Source organism: Klebsiella quasipneumoniae subsp. quasipneumoniae, assembly GCF_020525925.1.
In the GTDB taxonomy this organism is placed as follows: domain Bacteria; phylum Pseudomonadota; class Gammaproteobacteria; order Enterobacterales; family Enterobacteriaceae; genus Klebsiella; species Klebsiella quasipneumoniae.
The window spans coordinates 4,475,062-4,494,971 of sequence record NZ_CP084876.1; the positions used below are offsets into that span (position 1 = coordinate 4,475,062).

Annotated in this window: 13 protein-coding genes; 10 read left to right on the plus strand and 3 right to left on the minus strand. The window is 60.1% G+C overall.

Going from position 1 to position 19,910, the window contains the following annotated elements; translation table 11 throughout:
* From araB to rluA, 6 genes are all read left to right on the plus strand, one after another.
* Positions 1-1,710, plus strand: coding sequence for a ribulokinase (araB, locus tag LGM20_RS21540; protein WP_023291960.1), 1,710 nt, complete (start codon positions 1-3; stop codon positions 1,708-1,710).
* 10 nt (positions 1,711-1,720) lie between these two features.
* On the plus strand, positions 1,721-3,223 hold the full coding sequence (araA, locus tag LGM20_RS21545; RefSeq protein ID WP_023291959.1) for an L-arabinose isomerase: 1,503 nt from the start codon (positions 1,721-1,723) through the stop codon (positions 3,221-3,223).
* Positions 3,224-3,360: 137 nt separating this feature from the next.
* The gene (gene araD, locus LGM20_RS21550; RefSeq protein WP_017901201.1) at positions 3,361-4,056 is read left to right on the plus strand and encodes an L-ribulose-5-phosphate 4-epimerase; all 696 of its coding nucleotides are present in this window, start codon (positions 3,361-3,363) and stop codon (positions 4,054-4,056) included.
* Between the two features lie 176 nt (positions 4,057-4,232).
* Entirely contained in the window at positions 4,233-6,590 is a 2,358-nt protein-coding gene (polB, locus tag LGM20_RS21555; protein WP_023291958.1) for a DNA polymerase II, read from the plus strand.
* Positions 6,591-6,777: 187 nt separating this feature from the next.
* Complete coding sequence (rapA, locus tag LGM20_RS21560; RefSeq protein WP_032453828.1) at positions 6,778-9,684, plus strand: RNA polymerase-associated protein RapA; 2,907 nt, start codon at positions 6,778-6,780, stop codon at positions 9,682-9,684.
* Between the two features lie 11 nt (positions 9,685-9,695).
* Complete coding sequence (rluA, locus tag LGM20_RS21565; RefSeq protein ID WP_023291957.1) at positions 9,696-10,355, plus strand: bifunctional tRNA pseudouridine(32) synthase/23S rRNA pseudouridine(746) synthase RluA; 660 nt, start codon at positions 9,696-9,698, stop codon at positions 10,353-10,355.
* Between the two features lie 42 nt (positions 10,356-10,397).
* Here rluA and citX read toward each other — a convergent pair whose 3' ends face one another.
* Both citX and LGM20_RS21575 read right to left on the minus strand, forming a co-directional pair.
* Positions 10,398-10,937, minus strand: a complete 540-nt coding sequence (gene citX / locus LGM20_RS21570; protein WP_004204286.1) for a citrate lyase holo-[acyl-carrier protein] synthase — start codon at positions 10,935-10,937, stop codon at positions 10,398-10,400.
* Between the two features lie 179 nt (positions 10,938-11,116).
* Positions 11,117-12,481, minus strand: coding sequence for a 2-hydroxycarboxylate transporter family protein (locus LGM20_RS21575; protein ID WP_044520990.1), 1,365 nt, complete (start codon positions 12,479-12,481; stop codon positions 11,117-11,119).
* A gap of 323 nt (positions 12,482-12,804) precedes the next feature.
* Between LGM20_RS21575 and LGM20_RS21580 the strand changes: the two genes are divergently transcribed.
* The gene (locus tag LGM20_RS21580) at positions 12,805-14,430 is read left to right on the plus strand and encodes an ATP-binding protein (RefSeq protein ID WP_044520989.1); all 1,626 of its coding nucleotides are present in this window, start codon (positions 12,805-12,807) and stop codon (positions 14,428-14,430) included.
* Positions 14,420-15,118: a response regulator gene (locus LGM20_RS21585; protein ID WP_023291954.1), complete on the plus strand. Its 699-nt coding sequence runs from the start codon at positions 14,420-14,422 to the stop codon at positions 15,116-15,118. The genes LGM20_RS21580 and LGM20_RS21585 overlap by 11 nt, the downstream gene beginning before the upstream one ends.
* A gap of 31 nt (positions 15,119-15,149) precedes the next feature.
* On the opposite strand, the gene djlA is transcribed toward LGM20_RS21585, so the two are convergent.
* Positions 15,150-15,977 carry a co-chaperone DjlA gene (gene djlA / locus LGM20_RS21590; RefSeq protein ID WP_008807470.1) on the minus strand — a complete coding sequence of 276 codons (828 nt, stop codon included), beginning with the start codon at positions 15,975-15,977 and terminating at the stop codon, positions 15,150-15,152.
* Positions 15,978-16,220: 243 nt separating this feature from the next.
* Here djlA and lptD point away from each other — a divergent pair, with 243 nt between their 5' ends.
* On the plus strand, positions 16,221-18,569 hold the full coding sequence (lptD, locus tag LGM20_RS21595; protein ID WP_032429098.1) for an LPS assembly protein LptD: 2,349 nt from the start codon (positions 16,221-16,223) through the stop codon (positions 18,567-18,569).
* Positions 18,570-18,623: 54 nt separating this feature from the next.
* Complete coding sequence (gene surA / locus LGM20_RS21600) at positions 18,624-19,910, plus strand: peptidylprolyl isomerase SurA (RefSeq protein WP_023291952.1); 1,287 nt, start codon at positions 18,624-18,626, stop codon at positions 19,908-19,910.

The window sequence follows — 19,910 nt, forward strand, 5'->3', positions numbered from 1 at the left end:
ATGGCAATTGCGATTGGCCTCGACTTTGGTAGTGACTCAGTCCGCGCCCTGGCGGTGGAATGCGCGTCCGGCGCAGAACTGGCGGCAAGCGTGGAGTGGTATCCGCGCTGGCGGGAAGGACAGTATTGCGATGGCGCGAACAACCGCTTCCGCCACCACCCGCGAGATTACATCGAGTCCATGGAAGCGGCGCTGAAAAGCGTACTTGCCTCCCTGAGCGCCGAACAGCGCGCCGACGTCGTGGGCATTGGCGTCGACAGCACCGGCTCAACCCCGGCTCCCGTTGATGCCGAGGGTAACGTGCTGGCGCTGCGCGAAGAATTCGCTGACAACCCTAACGCCATGTTTGTCCTGTGGAAGGATCATACCGCGGTCGAGGAAGCCGAGGCGATCACCCGCCTGTGCCACCAGCCGGGCAAAGAGGATTACTCGCGCTATATCGGCGGGATCTACTCCAGCGAATGGTTCTGGGCAAAAATCCTCCACGTCACCCGGGAAGATAGCGCCGTCGCCCAGGCAGCCGCCTCGTGGGTGGAGCTTTGCGACTGGGTGCCCGCCCTGCTCTCCGGCACTACGCGTCCGCAGGATCTGCGCCGCGGCCGCTGCAGCGCCGGGCATAAATCGCTGTGGCATGAGAGCTGGGGCGGGCTGCCGCCGGCCAGCTTCTTCGATGAGCTTGATCCCATCATTAACCAGCATCTGGCCTGGCCGCTGTTCACCGATACCTGGACGGCCGATGTGCCGGTCGGCACGCTAAGCGCAGAGTGGGCCCAGCGCCTGGGTCTGTCGCAGACCGTGGCCATCTCCGGCGGCGCCTTCGACTGTCATATGGGCGCCGTTGGCGCTGGCGCGCAGCCTAACGCGCTGGTGAAAGTCATCGGCACCTCCACCTGCGACATTCTGATTGCCGATAAAGAGAGCGTCGGCGACCGCACGGTCAAAGGCATCTGCGGCCAGGTCGACGGCAGCGTGGTCCCGCACTTTATCGGTATGGAGGCAGGCCAGTCCGCCTTCGGCGATATTTACGCCTGGTTTGGGCGCATCCTCGGCTGGCCGCTGGAACAGCTGGCCCAGCAGCATCCGGAATTACGCGAACAAATCAAAGCCAGCCAAAAACAGTTACTGCCGGCGCTCACCGAAGCCTGGGCCAGTAACCCATCGCTCGATCATCTGCCGGTAGTGCTGGACTGGTTCAACGGCCGCCGCACGCCGAATGCCAACCAGCGCCTGAAAGGGGTGATCACCGACCTTAACCTGGCCACCGACGCGCCGGCGCTATTCGGCGGACTGATCGCCGCCACCGCCTTCGGTGCCCGCGCCATTATGGAGTGCTTCACCGAGCAGGGGATCCCGGTTAACAACGTCATGGCCCTCGGCGGTATCGCACGGAAAAACCAGGTCATCATGCAGGCCTGCTGCGACGTGCTGAACCGCCCGCTGCAGATTGTCGCCTCCGATCAGTGCTGTGCGCTGGGGGCGGCTATCTTCGCCGCCGTCGCCGCCGGCGTCTATGAGGATATTCCAGCCGCCCAGCAGCGGATGGCAAGCCAGGTGGAAACCACCCTGCAGCCGCGCCCGGCGCAGGCGCAACGTTTCGAACAACTCTATCAGCGCTACCAGCAGTGGTCGGTCAGCGCCGAACAACACTATCTCCCTTCGGCTGCAAAGGCGGAAAAAGCCCCGCAATCTCAGGCAGCGCTCACCCATTAAGGATACGAAAATGACGATTTTTGATAACTATGAAGTATGGTTCGTTATTGGCAGCCAACATCTCTACGGCCCGGAAGCCCTGCGCCAGGTGACGAAGCATGCCGAACATGTGGTGAACAGCCTGAATGCGGAAGCCAAACTGCCGTGCAAACTGGTCCTCAAGCCGCTGGGCACTACCCCGGACGAGATCACCCATATCTGCCGCGACGCCAACTACGATGACAAATGCGCCGGGTTAGTGGTCTGGCTGCATACCTTCTCGCCGGCAAAAATGTGGATCAACGGCCTGACCATCCTCAACAAGCCGCTGCTGCAGTTCCATACGCAGTACAATGCCGCGCTGCCGTGGGACAGCATCGATATGGACTTTATGAACCTGAACCAGACCGCGCACGGCGGCCGCGAGTTCGGCTTCATCGGCGCCCGTATGCGCCAGCAGCACAGCGTGGTGACCGGCCACTGGCAGGATAAAGAGGCCCACCAGCGCATCGGCGGCTGGATGCGCCAGGCGGTCTCCAGACAGGATACCCGTCATCTGAAAGTGTGCCGTTTCGGCGATAACATGCGTGAAGTGGCGGTGACCGACGGCGATAAAGTCGCGGCGCAGATCAAGTTTGGCTTCTCAGTGAACACCTGGGCGGTCGGCGATCTGGTGCAGGTGGTCAACAGCGTCAGCGACGGCGATATCAGCGCGCTGGTCGATGAATACGAGAGCAGCTACCGTCTGACCCCGGCGGCGCAGGTTCACGGCGACAAGCGCCAGAACGTGCTGGACGCCGCGCGCATTGAGCTGGGGATGAAACGCTTCCTCGAACAGGGCGGTTTCCACGCCTTTACCACCACCTTTGAAGATCTCCACGGCCTGAAACAGCTCCCGGGTCTCGCCGTACAGCGCCTGATGCAGCAGGGCTACGGCTTTGCCGGCGAGGGCGACTGGAAAACCGCCGCTCTGCTTCGCATCATGAAGGTGATGTCAACTGGTCTGCAGGGCGGCACCTCCTTTATGGAGGATTACACCTACCACTTCGACAATGGCAACGATCTGGTGCTCGGCTCGCACATGCTGGAAGTGTGCCCGACGATCGCCACCGCCGAGAAACCGATCCTCGACGTCCAGCCGCTGGGCATCGGCGGCAAAGCGGATCCGGCGCGCCTGATCTTCAATACCCAGACCGGCCCGGCGATTGTCGCCAGCCTGATCGACCTGGGAGACCGCTTCCGTCTGCTGGTCAACACCATTGAAACCGTCCCGACGCCGCACGATCTGCCGAAGCTGCCGGTGGCCAACGCCCTGTGGAAAGCGCAGCCGGATCTGCGTACCGCTTCGGAAGCCTGGATCATCGCCGGCGGCGCGCACCATACCGTCTTCAGCCATGCGCTGAACCTCGACGATATGCGCCAGTTCGCCGAGCTGAATGATATCGAGCTGACCGTCATCGACAACGATACCCGTCTGCCGGCCTTCAAAGACGCGCTGCGCTGGAATGAAGTCTATTACGGTTCAAAACGCTAAAAGGTCGTCCCCTCACCCTCCCCCTTTCCCCGCCGGGGAGAGGGTACCGGCCGGGCGCGATGCCGCCTTTCTCTCTCTCCCGCCGGGAGAGGGCCGGGGTGAGGGATACCCGACTCGCCTGCTATTCGGAGCACACTATGTTAGAAGATCTTAAACGCCAGGTTCTGGAAGCCAACTTAGCGCTGCCGCAGCATAATCTGGTGACCTTAACCTGGGGCAACGTCAGCGCCGTCGACCGCGACCAGGGCGTTCTGGTTATCAAACCCTCCGGCGTGGATTATCGCGTAATGACCGCCGACGATATGGTGGTGGTCAGTCTGGAGAGCGGCGAAGTGGTGGAGGGTAAGAAGAAGCCCTCGTCGGATACCCCGACCCATCGCCTGCTGTATCAGGCTTTCCCGACGCTGGGCGGCATTGTGCATACCCATTCGCGCCACGCCACCATCTGGGCGCAGGCCGGGCAAGCTATTCCGGCGACCGGCACCACCCACGCCGACTATTTCTATGGTCCGGTGCCCTGCACCCGGCTGATGACCGATGCGGAGATCAATGGCGAGTACGAATGGGAAACCGGCAAGGTGATTGTTGAAACCTTCCGCCAGCGCGAGATCGACCCGGCGCAGATGCCTGGCGTGCTGGTTCATTCCCACGGCCCGTTCGCGTGGGGTAAAAATGCCGAAGACGCGGTGCATAACGCCATCGTGCTGGAAGAGATCGCGTATATGGGCATCTTCTGCCGCCAGCTGGCGCCGCAGCTGCCGGATATGCAGCAGACCCTGCTGGATAAGCACTATCTGCGTAAGCACGGGGCTAAAGCCTACTACGGCCAATAATCACCCTGCTCGCGCTGCGCCTGGCAGGGCTACGGCTCTGCCGCGTCGGGTAGCCCGGATAAGCGCGCAAGCCGAAATCCGGCGCCACCTTAGCGCCGAGTACCTGTATAAAACCCCAGCACCCACTGAGAAACCAGGCTATAATCAGGCCTGGTTTTTTATCGTTGAGAGCACCCGTGACCCAGCCACGAGCAGGTTTTTTACTCACCCGTCACTGGCGGGACACTCCGCAAGGCACCGAGCTGTCCTTCTGGCTGGCCACCGACGACGGTCCGCTGCAGGTCACGCTGCCGCCGCAGGAGTCCGTCGCCTTTATCCCCGCCGCGCAGCGGGCGCAGGCTGAGCGACTGCTGCAGGGTGAGAAAGGCTTCCGCTTCGCCCCGCTGGCCCTGAAAGATTTCCACCGCCAGCCGGTGGTCGGCCTCTACTGCCGCGCCCATCGTCAATTGATGCGTCTGGAGAAGATGCTCCGCGACAGCGGCGTCACCCTCTATGAGGGCGATATCCGTCCGCCGGAGCGCTACCTGATGGAGCGCTTTATTACCGCCCCGGTGTGGGTGGAAGGCGAAACGCGTGGCCCGCATCTGGTCAACGCGCGCATGAAACCCCATCCTGACTATCGCCCGCCGCTGAAATGGGTGTCGCTGGATATCGAAACCAGCCGTCACGGCGAGCTGTACTGCATCGGCCTGGAAGGCTGCGGTCAGCGGGTGGTCTACATGCTGGGCCCCGAACCGGAAACGCCGCCAGACGTCGATTTCGATCTGGTCTACGTCGCCAGTCGCCCCCTGCTGCTGGAAAAGCTCAACGCCTGGTTTGCCGATCACGACCCCGACGTGCTGATCGGCTGGAACGTGGTGCAGTTCGATCTGCGCGTCCTGCAAAAGCATGCCGAACGCTATCGTATCCCGCTGCGGCTCGGCCGCGGCAACAGCGAGCTGGAGTGGCGCGAGCACGGCTTTAAGAACGGCGTCTTCTTCGCCCAGGCCAACGGCCGGCTGATTATCGACGGTATCGAGGCGCTGAAATCGGCGTTCTGGAATTTCTCCTCCTTTTCGCTGGAGGCGGTGGCGCGCGAGCTGTTGGGCGAAGGCAAAGCCATCGACAACCCGTGGGATCGGATGGACGAGATCGATCGCCGCTTCCATGACGATAAACCGGCGCTGGCCATCTATAACCTACAGGACTGCGAGCTGGTGACGCGGATCTTCCACAAAACGGAGATCATGCCGTTTCTGCTCGAACGAGCGACGGTCAACGGCCTGCCCGCCGATCGCCACGGCGGCTCGGTCGCCGCCTTCAGCCACCTCTATTTTCCGCGCATGCACCGCCTGGGCTACGTGGCGCCGAACCTCGGCGACGTGCCGCCGCAGGCGAGCCCCGGCGGCTATGTGATGGACTCCCGCCCCGGCCTGTATGACTCGGTGCTGGTCCTGGACTACAAGAGCCTGTATCCGTCGATCATTCGCACCTTTTTAATCGATCCGGTCGGCCTGGTGGAGGGTCTGGCGCAGCCCGATGACCAGCACAGCATTGAGGGCTTCCTCGGCGCCCGCTTCTCGCGAGACAAGCACTGCCTGCCGGGGATTGTCAGCCAGATCTGGCATGGCCGCGATGAAGCCAAGCGCCGGCACAATAAGCCGCTCTCCCAGGCGCTGAAGATCATCATGAACGCCTTTTACGGCGTACTGGGCACCAGCGCCTGCCGCTTCTTCGACCCGCGTCTCGCCTCGTCGATCACCATGCGCGGCCACGCGATCATGCGTCAGACCAAAGCGTTAATTGAAGCCAAAGGCTATGACGTTATCTACGGCGACACCGACTCCACCTTCGTCTGGCTTAAGCGCCCGCACAGCGAAGCGCAGGCGGCGGAGATTGGCCGGACGCTGGTGAACGATGTCAACGCCTGGTGGGCGCAAGAGCTTGGCAAAAGCCAGCTTACCAGCGCCCTGGAGCTGGAATACGAAACCCACTTCTGCCGTTTTCTGATGCCGACGATCCGCGGCGCCGATACCGGCAGCAAGAAGCGTTACGCCGGCATGATTCAGGAGGGCGACGGCCAGCGCATGGTTTTCAAAGGGCTGGAAACGGTGCGCACCGACTGGACGCCGCTGGCCCAGCAGTTTCAGCAGGAGCTGTACCTGCGCATCTTCCGCAACCAGCCGTATCAGGATTATGTGCGGGAGACTATCGCCAGGCTGATGAACGGCGAGCTCGATGAGCAGCTGGTTTATCGCAAACGCCTGCGCCGGCCGCTGGCGGAGTATCAGCGCAACGTGCCGCCTCATGTGCGCGCCGCGAGGCTTGCCGATGAGCACAACCTGAAGCGGGGTCGGGCGCAGCAGTATCAGCAGCGCGGCACCATCAAATACGTCTGGACCACCGGCGGCCCGGAACCGGTGGATTATCAGCAATCGCCGCTCGATTACGACCACTATTTGTCAAAGCAGCTGCAGCCGGTGGCGGAAGGGATCCTGCCCTTCGTCAACGACGACTTTGCTACAATAGTGACAGGACAGCTGGGGCTATTTTGATTTTTTCACACCCATTCTGCGGGCGCAGAAGCCTGAAAATGAACCGTGAGGAGGACGTGACGAACGTTCTGCCATCCAGTAATATAGCGCCCTTTCCATTCCTGGCCCCAATTTTGACGCATCTCCGGTTGTACATGGGGATGATCAACTATTGCCTGCAATTAAAGAACTAAAGAGCCGAACATATATGCCTTTTACACTTGGTCAACGCTGGATTAGCGACACAGAGAGCGAACTAGGATTAGGGACGGTGGTAGCGCTGGATGCGCGCATGGTCACTCTCCTCTTCCCCGCCATCGGCGAAAACCGTCTGTACTCACGCAACGATTCCCCGATCACTCGCGTGATGTTTAACCCGGGCGACACCATTACCAGCCACGAAGGCTGGCAGCTCCACGTTGACAAAGTGCATGAAGAGAACGGGCTGCTGTCCTACACCGGCACCCGCCTCGATACCCAGGAAGCGAACGTCACCCTGCGTGAAGTGCTGCTCGACAGCAAACTGGTGTTCAGCAAGCCGCAGGACCGCCTGTTCGCCGGCCAAATCGACCGCATGGACCGCTTTGCCCTGCGCTACCGCGCGCGCAAGTTCCAGAGCGAGCAGTACCGCATGCCGTGGAGCGGCCTGCGCGGCCAGCGCACCAGCCTGATCCCGCATCAGCTGAACATCGCCCACGACGTGGGTCGTCGTCACGCTCCGCGCGTCCTGCTGGCCGATGAAGTGGGCTTAGGTAAAACCATCGAAGCCGGGATGATCCTGCACCAGCAGCTGCTCTCCGGCGCCGCCGAGCGCGTACTGATTGTGGTCCCGGAAACCCTTCAGCACCAGTGGCTGGTGGAGATGCTGCGCCGCTTCAACCTGCGCTTCTCGCTGTTTGACGACGAGCGCTACGCCGAAGCGCAGCATGACGCCTATAACCCGTTTGAAACCGAACAGCTGGTGATCTGCTCTTTAGACTTCGTGCGCCGCAGCAAGCAGCGTCTGGAGCATCTGTGCGACGCCGAGTGGGACCTGATGGTGGTCGATGAAGCGCACCACCTGGTGTGGAGCGAAGAGGCGCCGAGCCGCGAATATCAAGCCATTGAACAGCTGGCCGAGCGCGTGCCGGGCATTCTGCTGCTGACCGCGACGCCGGAACAGCTGGGGATGGAGAGCCACTTTGCGCGCCTGCGCCTGCTGGATCCGAACCGCTTCCACGATTTCGCGCAGTTTGTCGAAGAACAGCAGAACTACCGTCCGGTGGCCGACGCCGTCGCCCTGCTGCTGGCGGGCAACAAGCTGAGCGATAACGAACTCAATACCCTCGGCGATCTGATCGGCGAGCAGGATATCGAGCCGCTGCTGCAGGCCGCCAACAGCGATCGCGAAGACGCCCAGGCCGCGCGCCAGGAGCTGGTCTCGATGCTGATGGACCGCCACGGCACCAGCCGCGTGCTGTTCCGTAACACCCGTAACGGCGTCAAAGGTTTCCCGAAACGCGAGCTGCACACCATTCGCCTGCCGCTGCCGACCCAGTACCAGACGGCCATCAAAGTGTCCGGCATCATGGGCGCCCGCAAAACCGCGGAAGAGCGCGCGCGCGACATGCTCTATCCGGAGCAGATCTATCAGGAATTTGAAGGCGATACCGGCACCTGGTGGAACTTCGATCCGCGCGTCGAGTGGCTGATGGGCTACCTGACCAGCCACCGTTCGCAGAAGGTGCTGGTGATCTGCGCCAAGGCCGCCACCGCGCTGCAGCTGGAGCAGGTGCTGCGCGAGCGCGAAGGTATCCGCGCCGCCGTGTTCCATGAAGGAATGTCGATTATAGAACGCGACCGCGCCGCGGCGTGGTTTGCCGAAGAAGACACCGGCGCCCAGGTGCTGCTGTGCTCTGAGATCGGTTCCGAAGGACGCAACTTCCAGTTCGCCAGCAATCTGGTGATGTTCGATCTGCCGTTTAACCCGGATCTGCTGGAGCAGCGTATCGGCCGCCTCGACCGTATCGGCCAGGCGCACGATATCCAGATCCACGTCCCGTACCTGGAAAAGACCGCGCAGTCGGTGCTGGTGCGCTGGTACCACGAAGGTCTCGACGCCTTCGAGCATACCTGCCCGACCGGACGGACCGTTTACGACAGCGTCCATGACGAGCTGATCAACTACCTTGCGGCGCCGGAATCCACCGACGGCTTTGACGATCTGATCAAGTCCTGCCGCCAGCAGCATGACGCCCTGAAAGCGCAGCTGGAGCAGGGCCGCGACCGTCTGCTGGAGATCCACTCCAACGGCGGCGAGAAAGCTCAGGCCCTGGCGGAGAGCATCGAAGAGCAGGATGACGACACCAGCCTGATCGCCTTCTCGATGAACCTGTTCGATATCGTCGGCATCAACCAGGACGACCGCGGCGAAAACCTGATCGTCCTCACCCCTTCCGACCATATGCTGGTCCCGGACTTCCCGGGTCTGCCGGAGGACGGCTGCACCATCACCTTCGAGCGTGACGTGGCGCTGTCCCGTGAAGACGCGCAGTTCATCACCTGGGAGCACCCGCTGATCCGCAATGGCCTCGACCTGATCCTCTCCGGCGATACCGGCAGCAGCACCATTTCCCTGCTGAAGAACAAGGCGCTGCCGGTCGGCACTCTGCTGCTGGAGCTGATCTACGTGGTCGAAGCGCAGGCGCCGAAGCAGCTGCAGCTCAACCGCTTCCTGCCGGCGACCCCGGTTCGCATGCTGCTGGATAAAAACGGCAACAACCTCGCCGGCCAGGTGGAGTTTGAAAGCTTCAACCGCCAGCTGAGCGCGGTCAATCGCCACACCGGCAGCAAGCTGGTCAACGCGGTTCAACAGGACGTTCACGCCATTCTGCAGCAGGGCGAAGCGCAGATCGCCAAGGCGGCGCAGGGGCTGATCGACGCGGCGCGTAGCGAAGCCGACGATAAGCTGACGGCGGAGCTCTCCCGTCTGGAAGCGCTGAAGGCGGTCAACCCGAACATCCGTGACGACGAACTGGCGGCGATTGAAAGTAACCGCCAGCAGGTGCTGGAGGCGCTGGGACAGGCCGGATGGCGTCTGGACGCGCTGCGTCTGATCGTCGTCACTCACCAGTAACGGAACGCAAAATGGCGATGGAAAACTACAATCCGCCGCAGGATCCCTGGCTGGTGATCCTGTATCAGGATGAGCACATCATGGTGGTCAACAAGCCGAGCGGCTTGTTGTCCGTGCCGGGTCGTCTTGATGAACATAAAGACAGCGTGATGACGCGCATTCAGCGCGACTTCCCGCAGGCCGAATCGGTGCATCGCCTTGATATGGCCACCAGCGGCGTGATTGTGGTGGCGCTGAATAAGGCGGCGGAACGCGAACTGAAGCGTCAGTTCCGCGAGCGCGAGCCGAAGAAGCAGTACATCGCCCGCGTCTGGGGCCATCCGCAGCCGGCGGAGGGCCTAGTGGATTTACCGCTGATTTGCGACTGGCCGAACCGGCCAAAGCAGAAGGTGTGTTATGAAACCGGCAAAGCGGCGCAGACCGAGTATGAGGTGCTGGAGTACGCGGAAGATAACACCGCCCGCGTGCGCCTGAAGCCGATTACCGGACGGTCGCACCAGCTGCGCGTGCATATGCTAGCGCTGGGGCATCCGATCCTTGGCGACCGCTTTTACGCCACGCCTGAGGCGCTGGCGATGGCCCCGCGCCTGCTGCTGCACGCCGAGACGCTCACCATTACCCACCCCGCCTACGGCAACGCGATGACCTTCCGCGCGCCGATCGACTTTTAGGACCTACCCGGCGGCGCTTTGCCGCCGGGGAATACTGACCCGTTAATCGCGGGCAAACCACGCGTCAATCATCTGCTCAACGCGGGCAACGACGAGATCGGTGTCGTGACGACGGCTGCGCGCGCAGGCGTGCGCCGGCTCATCGCACAGCAGGCAGCGGCGCTGCGACTCGCCCAGCGACTGGCGTCCCACCTGCCCGCTCTGCGGACAGATCACATCGATATCCCACAAGCGTCCCAGCGGATGGCTCTGCTCCAGCGTACTGCACATCGCTTTGATTTCGCTGGCCGGGTGCGCCACGCACCACAGCGCTTCAGGCCCGGTCGGCAGCCACAGCACTTGACGATCCAGCGTTTGCCAGCGGTGCTTCCACAGCAGTTGATCGCAGGCCTGGAGGGCTACGCCCATCATGTTGCGATAGCGAATGCTGTCCTTCACCGCCCCGGGGGTCACCAGGGTCAGGGAAATAACAGGCTGCTGATAATGGGCCAACCAGTCGGCCTGGCGGGCTGCACGCTGCTCTTTCGCCGCCAGCAATGCGTCGATGCTGACGCCCGCCTGGGCGGGAGTATCCACTGACATTAATTCCTCTCCTACATATGATAAATGCGACAGCGCCTGGACTGTCATGATGATGGTTGCGATAGCCGATCGCGCGCTGATTGTAACGCTAAATGCGGAGCATTTAGGATACAGAACGCAGATATTTTCGGCGTTCTGTAGCGGAAAATAGCAGGTTTATCGCTGAGCGTAGCGTTATATCACGCCAGATAGTGGCTGAGGAACAGCAACCCCAGCGAGACATTTATCGCCCCGCCAATCCGGGTAGCGATCTGCGCGAACGGCATCAGGCTCATGCGGTTGCCGGCGGTCAGGATCGCCACATCGCCGGTGCCGCCCTGCCCGCTCTGGCAACAGGAGACAATCGCCACATCGACCGGGTGCATCCCTATCTTTTTACCGACCAGGAAACCGGTCGCCACCAGCGCGGAGACGGTGCTGACGATCACCAGCAGGTTGGTGAAGGTGAAGGCGTTCACCAGCTCCTGCCACGGGGTGATCGCCACGCCGACGGCAAAGAGGATCGGGTAGGTGACCGCGGTGCGGAAGAATTTATACACCATCTGCGATCCCTCCTGCAGGCGCGGAGAAACCACATTAGCCAGCTTTAACAGCACCGCGAGAAACAGCATGCCCACCGGCGCCGGCAGACCAATCAGTTTGTGGCCGAGCATCCCCATCATATACAGCAGCACCGCCAGCAGCGCGCCGGAGGCCAGCGTCCCGACGTCGGTTTTGCCGCTCACGCCTTCGCTCTCGCCGAGGCTGCGGGTTTCATGGCTGCGGTTCGGCATCAGCTGCCCTTCGCCGGTCAGATGCGGGAAGCGCTTGCCGAGCTGGTTGAGGCAGCCGGAGATGACGATCGCCGTCAGGCTGCCGAGCATCACCATCGGCAACACCCGGCCCAGGGCCACTCCCTGCTCCATATGCATCAGCGCGGCGTAGCCCATCGACAGCGGGATCGCCCCTTCCCCTACGCCGCCGGCCATGATCGGCAGCACGATAAAGAAGAACACCTGGAACGGCTCCATGCCCAGCAGCGTGCCGACGCCGATGCCCACCAGCATGCCGACCACCTCGCCGCACAGCATTGGGAAGAAGATCTTCAGGAAGCCCTGAATCAGGGTGGTGCGGTTCATACTCATGATGCTGCCGACGATAATGCAGCAGATATAGAGATAGAGGATGTTGGTGGATTTATAGAATTTGGTGGTGGATTCAACGACCACGTCCGGCAGCAGGCCGTAATGGACCAGCGCGGAAGGAATAAAAGTGGCGCAGATCGCCGCCGCGCCGAGTTTTCCCAGCACCGGCAGACGTTTGCCAAACTCGCCGCAGGCGAAGCCAAAGAAAGCCAGCGTAGCCACCATCACCACGATATCGCTCGGCAGTTTACCGCCAAGGCAGTCGAGAGCGATCAGCCCCCCGGCCAGCAGAAACAGCGGCAGCGGGACGATCCCTACCTTCCAGTTATCCATGATGTGCCACCAGCGCTGCCTGAGCGTGGTTTTCGGCGTATTGATCGGTTCAAGGGTTGCAGAGAATGCGTTGTCTGTGGTGCTCATAAATTCAGCCCTGTCGTTATTATTCATTTTCAGCGTAAAGGGACAGCGGCGTCGTTAATGTGAAGCTCCCCGAATTAAAAAAGAAGTTTTAATGGTCACTATGGTTTTTATGGTTTCTATTCGCTGATCCGCGCAGGGGTGATATATCTCTGATTTATTATCGTGGTTTTTATGGTTTTTATTTCCCGCCACGCGTTATTTCCGCCGCGACCACTGGCGGTAGCCGGCGCCTGCGCCGCTGATCACAACTTTCCCTTAACATTTACGTCACGTGACAGAAAAATGATAGAGTGCCGGTATGGTGAATACGTCGTCCGGGACCTATGAAATTATCTTTTCAATATAAGCTGTTTATTTCGCTGGTCGCTTTTTTCTCAGTCCTGTTTATCGCGCTGGGTATTTATTATTACTTTGACGCCAGCCGCCAGCTTTATCAGGAAATGAGCGCCCGGGCCAAAATTCAGGCCGAAGAGATAGCCCTGATGCCAAATTTACGTCAGCAGGTCAGCCGGCATGACCCACAGGCGATTCAGGCATTTATGCAGCAAATCGCCGCCCATAGCGACGCCAGCTTTATCGTCATCGGCGACCGCCAGGGGATGCATCTGTTTCATTCCGTCCATCCGGAGTGGGTCGGCACGCGGCTGGTCGGCGGCGACAACCAGGCGGTACTGGAGGGAAAGTCCATTACCACCATTCGCAAAGGCGGCCTGGGCGTCTCGCTGCGCAGTAAAACGCCCATCATCGATGACGCGGGGCGGGTGATCGGCATTGTCTCCGTCGGCTACCTCACCAGCTATCTCGACAGCATTACCCTGAGCAAAGTGATCAATATTTTTATCGCCGCCGTCCTGCTGCTCACCGCCCTGTTTATCTTCTCCTGGTACTTTACCCGCAGCATCAAGAAACAGATTTTTTCGCTCGAGCCACGGGAGATAGGCCTGCTGGTACGCCAGCAAAAGGCGATGATGGAGTCGATCTTTGAGGGGGTGATCGTCATCGATCGCCAGCGGCGCATTGAGGTGATTAACCATGCCGCCCGCAGCCTGCTGGGACTCGGCCAGCCCGCCCGTCAGCTGCGCGGCCAGTCCATCGACAGCGTGATTTCCCCGCAGCCCTTTTTCGCCAGCGGCGACATGCTTGAGCGCGACACCCATGATGAACTGTGCCGCTTCAACCAGTTGACCGTGCTCGCCAGTCGGGTGCGCATTATGCTGGAGAATACCCTGCAGGGCTGGGTGATTACCTTCCGTGACCGCAATGAAATCAATGCCCTCACCGCCCAGCTGAGCCAGGTGAAGCGCTATGTCGACAATCTTCGCATCATGCGCCACGAGCAGCTCAACCGGATGACGACCCTCTCCGGCCTGCTGCATATGGGCCATTATGACGAAGCGATCCGCTATATTCAGGCCCAGTCGGAGCATGCTCAGGAGTTACTGGACTTTATCTCCTCGCACTTCCACTCGCCGACGCTGTGCGGTCTGCTGCTCGGCAAAGCCACTCGCGCCCGCGAAAAAGGCGTGGCGCTGAGCTTCGACCCGGCCTGCCGCATTGACCGTCCGCTGCCGTCGCTGATGGAATCCGAACTGATCTCCATCATCGGCAACCTGCTGGATAACGCCATCGAAGCCACGCAGCGCGCCGAGCTTCCGCATGAGCCGGTGGAAGTCCTGATCCAGCTCAACGCCCGGGAGCTGATTATCGAAGTGGCCGACCGCGGCGTCGGCATCCGCCCCGATATCCGCGAGCGCATTTTTGAACGCGGCGTCACCACCAAAACCCGTGGCGATCACGGCATTGGTCTGTATCTTATTGAACATTATGTCACTCAGGCGGGCGGCACCATCGAAGTCGCCGATAACGCGCCGCGGGGAACGATCTTCACCCTGTTTATCCCGGCCGACGCGCCCGCCTGTCCGCAACCGGAGGCCCACGATGCATCATGACCTGGTCGATGTGCTAATCATTGAAGATGAGAGCGAGCTGGCGCGCCTGCACGCCGAGCTTGTGCAGAAACACCCGCGCCTGCGGCTGGCGGGCATGGCGGCCTCCCTCGCTCAGGCCCGTCAGTTGCTCCACGCCACGCCGCCGCAGCTGGTGCTGCTGGATAACTATTTGCCGGACGGCAAAGGGGTGACGCTGATGACCGACCCGGCGCTGGCGACCAGCCAATGCTCGGTGATCTTTATCACCGCCGCCAGCGATATGGAAACCTGCAGCCAGGCCATCCGCAACGGCGCCTTCGACTATATTCTTAAGCCGGTATCATGGAAGCGGCTGAGCCAGTCGCTGGAGCGTTTTATCCAGTTCTACGATCAGCAGCGGGAGTGGAAAATCGTCGATCAGCAGAACGTCGATTCCCTCTATCAACTGCAGGCGAAGAACTACCGTATGGATAGTGGCAGCAAAGGGATTGAAGAGAAAACGCTGGCGCTGGTGCAGGGTCTGTTTAGCGGCCGGGAAGCGCACTGCTTTTCCGTTGATGAGGTGGTCAGCGCCGCCGGGCTCAGCAAAACCACCGCCCGCCGCTATCTTGAACACGGCGTTGAGACCGGTTTTCTGGAGGTGGAGATGCTGTACGGAAAAATCGGCCATCCGCGGCGGCTGTATCGCCGCGCACAGGCCAAACGCTAACCCCCTCGCCGGGTGGGAGGGGCTGGAAAACTCAGAAACCGCGCTGCTCTTTAATCAGCTCCCAGGCCTTCTGGATCTCCTGGGCTTTCTGTTTGGCCATCTCCATCATCTCCGGCGGCAGCCCTTTCGCCACCAGCTTGTCCGGATGGTGCTCGTTCATCAGCTTACGATAGGCGCGCTTCACTGTCGCCGCGTCGTCAGTCGGTTTCACCCCCAGCACGTTGCAGGCGTCCTCCAGCGTTGGACCGCGCTGCGCCTGCTGCCAGCCGGCGTTGCCGCCGTGCTGACCATAAGATTGCTGCTGCGAACCGCCGCCGAACTGGGCGCCGCCCTGCATCATTCGCAGGAATTGATCGAACTGGGCGCGGGAGATGCCAAGCTCATCGGCGATGACGAACAGCACTTCACGTTCGTTAGGGTGCAGTTCGCCGTCAGCGAACGCCGCCTGCAGCTGAATTTCCAGAAACATCCGAATCAGATCGAAGCGGCCAAAGCAGACGCTGCGCAGCTGGCGCATCTTCTCGCGCAGCGGATAATTGTCGGCCTTGCCGTCGCGAAATGCCTGCTGCGCCGCGGTGCGCGAAGCGCCGTGCAGATTCATGCGATCCATCAGCACATTGGCGACGTGAATATCCGCTTCGGTAACGCGGCCCTTGGACTTGGTCAGATGACCCATCACTTCAAAGGTGGTGGAAAAGAAGAGCGACTGACGCTCCTGCTGATTGGCGAAGAGATTCAACCGGCGGCTGCGCGCCCGGTCAAACATATGGCCGACCAGGAAGCCGAGCACCACGCCCCAGAACCCACCGCCCATCAGCAAAGCCACTGCCACGCCAATCACTTTACCCAAATACTGCATAGACTCCCCAACTGTTTGTCGCCGTTAAGCACGAATATGACCGCACGTTACCCGGCACTCGCGCCTCGGTCAATTGTGGGACATAGCCTATAATTTGCTTTATCATACTCGTCATTCAACAGGGTGCCTAACGCTCGGGCTCGAAACGGGCAGGATTAACACTAGCGTGATAAAGTTGAGTAAGTTAGGCTCTGACCGTTTGCAAGCCGCTGCCACAAGATGATGGAACAATAAATACAACGTATGAAAAAACGTATTCCCAGCCTCCTGGCTACGATGATTGCCAGCGCCTTGTATAGCCAACAAGGCCTCGCTGCCGATCTCGCAACGCAATGTATGCTTGGCGTGCCAAGCTATGATCGTCCGCTCGTGGAAGGTCGGCCTGGCGATCTGCCGGTGACGATTAACGCCGATCATGCGAAGGGCAACTACCCGGACAACGCCGTCTTTACCGGCAACGTCGATATTAACCAGGGGAATAGCCGCCTCCGCGCCGACGAAGTTCAGCTGCATCAGCAGCAGGCCGCGGGCCAGGCGCAGCCGGTGCGCACGGTGGACGCGCTGGGCAACGTGCACTACGACGATAACCAGGTGATCCTCAAAGGGCCAAAAGCCTGGTCGAATCTGAATACCAAAGATACCAACGTCTGGCAGGGCGATTATCAAATGGTCGGACGCCAGGGACGCGGCACCGCTGACCTGATGAAACAGCGCGGCGAAAACCGCTATACCATTCTGGAAAACGGCAGCTTTACCTCCTGTCTGCCGGGCTCCGACACCTGGAGCGTCGTGGGCAGCGAAGTTATCCACGATCGCGAAGAGCAAGTTGCCGAGATCTGGAACGCCCGCTTCAAGCTTGGCTCCGTGCCGATTTTCTATAGCCCCTACCTGCAGCTGCCGGTGGGCGATAAGCGTCGTTCAGGCTTCCTGATCCCGAACGCGAAATACAGCACCAAAAACGGCGTGGAATTCTCCCTGCCGTACTACTGGAACATCGCGCCAAACTTCGATGCCACTATCACCCCGCACTATATGAACAAGCGCGGCGGCGTGATGTGGGAAAACGAATTCCGCTATCTGACCCAGCTCGGCAGCGGCTTAACGGAGTTTGACTACCTGCCGTCGGATAAAGTCTACGAAGACGACCACTCCAGCGACAGCAACAGCCGCCGCTGGCTGTTCTACTGGAACCACTCCGGGGTTATCGATCAGGTGTGGCGTCTGAACGCTGACTACACCAAGGTCAGCGATCCTGACTACTTCAACGATTTCAGCTCGAAGTATGGTTCCAGTACCGACGGCTATGCGACGCAGAAATTCAGCGCCGGGTATGTCAATCAGAACTTTGACGCCACGGTCTCAACCAAGCAGTTCCAGGTCTTCGATCGGGAGTCGAGCAACTCCTACTCGGCTGAGCCGCAGCTCGACATCAATTACTACCAGAACGATGTCGGTCCGTTCGATACCCATCTGTACGGCCAGGTCGCCCATTTTGTTAACTCGAACAACAACATGCCGGAAGCGACCCGCGTTCACTTCGAACCGACGATCAACCTGCCGCTGTCCAACGGCTGGGGGAGTCTGAATACCGAAGCCAAGCTGCTGGCGACCCACTACCAGCAGAGCAATCTTGATAAGTACAACGCCGCCAACGGTACGGACTACAAAGAGTCCGTTAGCCGCGTGATGCCGCAGTTTAAAATCGACGGCAAAATGGTCTTTGAGCGCGACCTGCAGGAGGGATTCACCCAAACGCTGGAACCGCGCATGCAGTATCTGTACGTGCCGTACCGCGATCAGAGTGAAATCGGCAGCTACGACTCCACGCTGTTGCAGTCGGACTACACCGGCCTGTTCCGCGACCGTACCTATAGCGGTCTGGACCGCATCGCGTCGGCCAATCAGGTCACTACCGGTATCACCTCGCGCGTGTATGACGCCGCCGCGGTGGAACGTTTTAACATTTCCGTTGGTCAAATCTACTATTTCACCGAGTCACGCACCGGTGATGACAACATCAACTGGGAGAACAACGACACCACGGGTTCACTGGTATGGGCAGGCGACACCTACTGGCGCATTGCCGATAACTGGGGTCTGCGCGGCGGGATCCAGTACGATACGCGTCTGGATAACGTCGCAACCGGCAACGGCACCATTGAATACCGTCGCGATGAAAACCGCTTAGTCCAGCTTAACTATCGTTACGCCAGCCCGGAATATATTCAGGCCACGCTGCCGTCATATTCCACTGCGGCGCAATATAAAGAGGGTATTTCGCAGGTGGGGATGACCGCCAGCTGGCCGATCGTCGATCGCTGGTCCGTGGTCGGGGCCTACTACTACGATACCAATACCCGGAAAGCAGCAAACCAGATGTTGGGTGTCCAGTATAACTCCTGCTGCTACGCCATCCGTCTTGGCTACGAACGTAAAGTCAACGGTTGGGATAGCAACAACAATGGCGGCGAGAGCAAATACGACAACACCTTCGGAATCAATATCGAATTGCGCGGTCTGAGCTCTAATTACGGCCTCGGCACCCAGCAGATGCTGCGTTCGAACATTTTACCGTACCAGAGCTCCCTGTGATGCGGCTGGTTTACAACATCATCCGCATTTGCGGTTAATCGAAATGGAAAAAGTATGAAGAACTGGAAAACGCTGCTTCTCGGTATCGCCATGATCGCGAATACCAGTTTCGCTGCCCCCCAGGTGGTCGATAAAGTAGCGGCCGTCGTCAATAATGGCGTCGTACTGGAAAGCGACGTCGATGGTTTGATGCAATCGGTTAAGCTCAATGCTGGTCAGGCTGGCCAACAGCTACCGGATGACGCGACCCTGCGCCATCAGATCCTCGAAAGACTGATCATGGACCAGATCGTGTTACAGATGGGGCAGAAGATGGGCGTGAAGGTCTCTGACGACCAGCTCGATCAGGCCATCGCCAACATCGCCAAACAAAACAATATGACCATGGATCAGATGCGCAGCCGTCTGGCCTATGAAGGCATCAACTACAACACCTACCGTAACCAGATCCGTAAAGAGATGCTGATTTCGGAAGTGCGTAACAATGAAGTGCGTCGTCGCATCACCGTGCTGCCGCAGGAAGTGGAAGCGCTGGCCAAACAGATCGGCGACCAGAACGACGCCAGCACCGAGCTTAACCTGAGCCACATCCTGCTCCCGCTGCCGGAGAACCCGACCTCTGATGAAGTCGCCGCAGCTCAGGAGCAAGCGAATGCCATCGTTGAGCAAGCGCGCAACGGCGCCAACTTCGGTAAACTGGCGATCACCTATTCCGCCGACCAACAGGCGCTGAAGGGCGGCCAGATGGGTTGGGGTCGTATCCAGGAGCTGCCGGGCATTTTCGCCCAGGCGTTAAGCACCGCGAAAAAAGGGGATATCGTCGGTCCGATCCGTTCCGGCGTCGGCTTCCACATTCTGAAAGTGAATGACCTGCGCGGTGGGACCCAGAACATCTCCGTCACCGAAGTGCATGCCCGTCATATTCTGCTGAAGCCATCGCCAATCATGAACGATGCGCAGGCTCAGGCTAAGCTGGAGCAGATTGCCGCCGACATTAAGAGCGGGAAAACCACCTTCGCTAAAGCGGCGAAAGCGTATTCTGAAGATCCAGGCTCGGCGAACCAGGGCGGTGATTTAGGCTGGGCCACGCCGGATATCTTCGACCCGGCGTTCCGCGATGCGCTGATGCGTCTGAACAAAGGGCAGACCAGCGGACCGGTGCACTCCTCCTTCGGCTGGCATCTGATCGAACTGCTGGATAGCCGTCAGGTCGACAGAACCGACGCCGCGCAGAAAGATCGTGCTTACCGTATGCTGATGAACCGCAAATTCTCTGAAGAAGCGGCAACCTGGATGCAGGAACAGCGCGCCAGTGCGTATGTTAAAATTCTGAGCAACTAA

Excerpts from the sequence above, each read along its gene's own strand:
- rapA (WP_032453828.1), top strand. The coding sequence starts at position 6,778 with ATGCCTTTTACACTTGGTCAACGCTGGATTAGCGACACAGAGAGCGAA.
- araD (WP_017901201.1), top strand. The coding sequence starts at position 3,361 with ATGTTAGAAGATCTTAAACGCCAGGTTCTGGAAGCCAACTTAGCGCTG.
- lptD (WP_032429098.1), top strand. The coding sequence starts at position 16,221 with ATGAAAAAACGTATTCCCAGCCTCCTGGCTACGATGATTGCCAGCGCC.
- rluA (WP_023291957.1), top strand. The coding sequence starts at position 9,696 with ATGGCGATGGAAAACTACAATCCGCCGCAGGATCCCTGGCTGGTGATC.
- LGM20_RS21585 (WP_023291954.1), top strand. The coding sequence starts at position 14,420 with ATGCATCATGACCTGGTCGATGTGCTAATCATTGAAGATGAGAGCGAG.
- djlA (WP_008807470.1), bottom strand. The coding sequence starts at position 15,977 with ATGCAGTATTTGGGTAAAGTGATTGGCGTGGCAGTGGCTTTGCTGATG.
- araA (WP_023291959.1), top strand. The coding sequence starts at position 1,721 with ATGACGATTTTTGATAACTATGAAGTATGGTTCGTTATTGGCAGCCAA.
- araB (WP_023291960.1), top strand. The coding sequence starts at position 1 with ATGGCAATTGCGATTGGCCTCGACTTTGGTAGTGACTCAGTCCGCGCC.
- LGM20_RS21575 (WP_044520990.1), bottom strand. The coding sequence starts at position 12,481 with ATGAGCACCACAGACAACGCATTCTCTGCAACCCTTGAACCGATCAAT.
- citX (WP_004204286.1), bottom strand. The coding sequence starts at position 10,937 with ATGTCAGTGGATACTCCCGCCCAGGCGGGCGTCAGCATCGACGCATTG.
- surA (WP_023291952.1), top strand. The coding sequence starts at position 18,624 with ATGAAGAACTGGAAAACGCTGCTTCTCGGTATCGCCATGATCGCGAAT.
- LGM20_RS21580 (WP_044520989.1), top strand. The coding sequence starts at position 12,805 with ATGAAATTATCTTTTCAATATAAGCTGTTTATTTCGCTGGTCGCTTTT.